1 protein-coding gene is annotated in these 629 nt (G+C 71.5%); it reads right to left on the reverse strand.

Going from position 1 to position 629, the window contains the following annotated elements:
- On the reverse strand, positions 1-629 hold a 629-nt coding region (locus G3I78_RS46805; protein ID WP_164436699.1), incomplete at both ends, for a hypothetical protein.

Below are 629 nucleotides of genomic sequence, written 5' to 3' on the forward strand. Positions count from 1 at the left end.
GGGGTGACGAGGTGGCTGGTCGCGAAGACGTCCTCGGCGCAGATCGCGGAGCAGTCGACCGCGTCGACGACGGTCGTGGTCAGCACTCCCGCCTGGTCCGGGGAGACGGCGTGCTCGACCCCGAACTCCGTCGTCGAGGACGCGAGCGCGACGTCGGTCCACGCGGCGACGTCGGCGCTCGTCCCCTCCGGGAACGTCACGACCCAGGTGCTCCCGGCCTCGCCCGGTTCGGTGAGCTCGCCGCCCTCGGGCGTCGCCGCGTCGAAGAAGGCGTCGTAGCCCTCCGGCGAACGGCTGTACGCCTCCCGGGCGAGGTCGTAGCTGATCGACCGGACGAAGCTGTCGCCCTCGAGCCCCCGGGTCTCGACGCTCAGGCCCCGGACGCCGAAGTCCTTCATGGAGGTGAAGTCGATGGCCGCCGTCGTCTCGAACGCGACGCCGCCCACCGTCACCGCGGTCGTCCCGATCTCCGAGGCGTTCGAGCTCGAGTCCGCGGGGACGGCCCCCGTCTCGACGAGCGAGTTCACGAGCCAGGCGAGCAGGTCCTGCGACGTGAAGTTCTCCTCCACCTCCAGCCCCTGGCGAAAGACGCTGTCGGCCAGGACGATCCGCGTCCCGGCGTCGAGGTC

The organism is Streptomyces sp. SID13726 (assembly GCF_010548375.1).
Taxonomy (GTDB): domain Bacteria; phylum Actinomycetota; class Actinomycetes; order Streptomycetales; family Streptomycetaceae; genus Streptomyces.